Origin of the sequence: Streptomyces sp. NRRL B-24085, assembly GCF_001282115.1 — a bacterium.
Lineage (GTDB): Bacteria > Actinomycetota > Actinomycetes > Streptomycetales > Streptomycetaceae > Streptomyces.
This window is the reverse complement of the sequence record NZ_LJBR01000645.1, coordinates 1-2,314: the sequence shown is the minus strand read 5'-3', so window position 1 is coordinate 2,314 and position 2,314 is coordinate 1. Positions and strand designations below refer to the sequence as shown.

2 protein-coding genes are annotated in these 2,314 nt (G+C 68.5%); both read left to right on the top strand.

All coding sequences use genetic code 11. The features are described from left to right. Positions 1-69: 69 nt before the first annotated feature. Positions 70-1,080, top strand: coding sequence for an aldo/keto reductase (locus AOJ26_RS40765; RefSeq protein ID WP_053853364.1), 1,011 nt, complete (start codon positions 70-72; stop codon positions 1,078-1,080). A gap of 447 nt (positions 1,081-1,527) precedes the next feature. After that, positions 1,528-2,314 (top strand): TolB family protein (locus AOJ26_RS40760; protein ID WP_420713323.1); only part of this gene is annotated, 787 nt, incomplete at its 3' end.

Below are 2,314 nucleotides of genomic sequence, written 5' to 3'. Positions count from 1 at the left end.
CCCTTGCCCCCTTGCCCCCTTGCCCCCGAACTTGCGTTAGCGCGCACTCCAACTCCTAGGTTCCGAAGCATGCGATACATCAAACTCGGAACGACCGGGCTGGAAGTCTCCGCCATCACCCTCGGCTGCATGAGTTTCGGCGAGCCGGACCGGGGCGGTGAGCCCTGGTCGCTGGACGCGGACGCCAGCCGGGACATCATCAAGCAGGCCCTTGAGGCCGGCGTCAACTTCCTCGACACGGCCAATGGGTACAGCGCCGGAAGCAGCGAGGAGATCGTCGGTCAGGCGGTCAAGGACTTCACCCGGCGGGAGGAGGTCGTTCTCTCCACCAAGGTCTGGATGCGGATGCGCCCCGGCCCGAACGGCGCCGGGCTGTCGCGCAAGGCGATCTTCGCCGAACTCGACGCCTCCCTGAAGCGACTGGGGACCGACTACATCGACCTGTACCAGATCCACCGCTGGGACTACGACACCCCGATCGAGGAAACCCTCGAGGCGCTGCACGACGCGGTCAGGTCCGGGAAGGTCCGCTACCTCGGCGCCTCTTCCATGTACGCCTGGCAGTTCGCCAAGGCCCTGTACCTGGCTGACCTGAACGGCTGGACCCGGTTCGTGTCGATGCAGGACCACTACAACCTCATTCACCGGGAAGCGGAGCGGGAGATGCTTCCGCTCTGTGCCGACCAGGGCATCGGCGTGATCCCGTGGAGCCCGCTGGCGCGGGGCAGGCTGACGCGGGTCCAGGACACTGGCACGGCGCGTGCCGCAACAGACCCGGGCGGCAAGATCCTCTACCGCGACGGGGACCAGGCGGTGGCCGAGCGCGTCCACGAGATCGCAGGCAAGCGGGGTCTGTCCCCGGCCCAGGTCGCCCTGGCCTGGGTCATGCGCAACCCGGTGGTGACCTCACCCATCGTCGGGGTCACCAAGCCGGCCCAACTGGCCGACGCGGTCGCCGCAGTGGACGTCGAACTCGACGAAGACGAGGCCGCCTACCTGGAGGAGCCCTACCAACCGCACGAGGTCGCCTACCTCAAGGAGTCCTTCTACAAGCAACAGCCATTGGCGGGCTCCCGGTAGTCCGGGCTACCGCCGGGTCTTCAACGAGTCCATGACTCGGCCTTCACAGCCCTGTGGCCGGCCCGGCGGTGCTTGAGGGCGGTCGCGCGCAACCGCATGATCTGAGCAATGCCCGCCAGCGCGGTGCTTCGTCCACGATCAGCCCACGAGCCCCTGTTGGACGACGGCTAGGAGCCGGCGGGCAGGAAGCCGCAGCTTGCTGGTCAACGCCGAGGAAGCGCATGAGCACCTGAGCGTCGACCATGTGCAGCCACCGCTCAAGCTCGGGAACCGGCTTCTGGGGACGGGACCGACCGGTGCGGACCCATTGACCCCTGGCGGACGACGCGCTTTCATCTCGTGCATCCTCGTGAGCCTTCTGCGCCGGGCCGGGGGCACGGGGTACGGGGGGCGGCGGTGGCCGTCCCCGGCCGAAGGGGGAGCCACCTGATGAGACCTTCCTTACGCATGTCCATGACCGCTGTCCTGGCGGCTGCCGTCGCCTGCCTCTCCTTGCCGGCCGGGGCGGCCGGGGCGGCCGACACCGATCAGGTTCCGCGCACCGAACGGATCAGCGTGGCCCCTGACGGCACCGGCGGCAACTACCACTCGATGCAGCCGGTGGTCAGCGCGGACGGACGCGTGGTGGCCTTCCAGTCGTCGGCGAGCAACCTGGTGCCCGGTACGGACGTGCCGAACAGCATCTTCTACCGGACGGCTCCCGGCGCACCGCTGCAGCGTGTCGTCGTACCGGGTGAGACGACATCGACGCCACAGCTGTCCGAGTCGGGGCGCTACCTGACCTTCAACTCGTACTCGACCCCGACGGGGACGTCGTCCGTGCACGTCATGGACCTGCAGACCGGCCAGATCGAACGCCTGGCACCCGCGATGGACGAGGGCTACCACGTGTCCTACGGCGTCGCGCCGATCAGCGCCGGTGGCCGCTACGTCGCCTTCGTCGCCCGGCCCGCCGACGACGAGAACGGCGCCTACGCCTGCCGGGTCATGCTCCTGGACCGCCGGACGCAACAGGTCCGGCGGGTCAGCCGGCCCTCGGACGGCTCGAAGAACTTCCACCAGTGCCAGCAGCTCTCGATGAGCGCCGACGGCCGCAAGGTCGCCTATCTGGAGGGGTACTCCGGACCGGCCGACGACGATCAGGGCGACATCCTGGTGTACGACCGCGTGACCGGAAGAACCGTACAGGCCGATGCCACCCATGACGGTGCGATGGCCGACATGTCGGCCATCG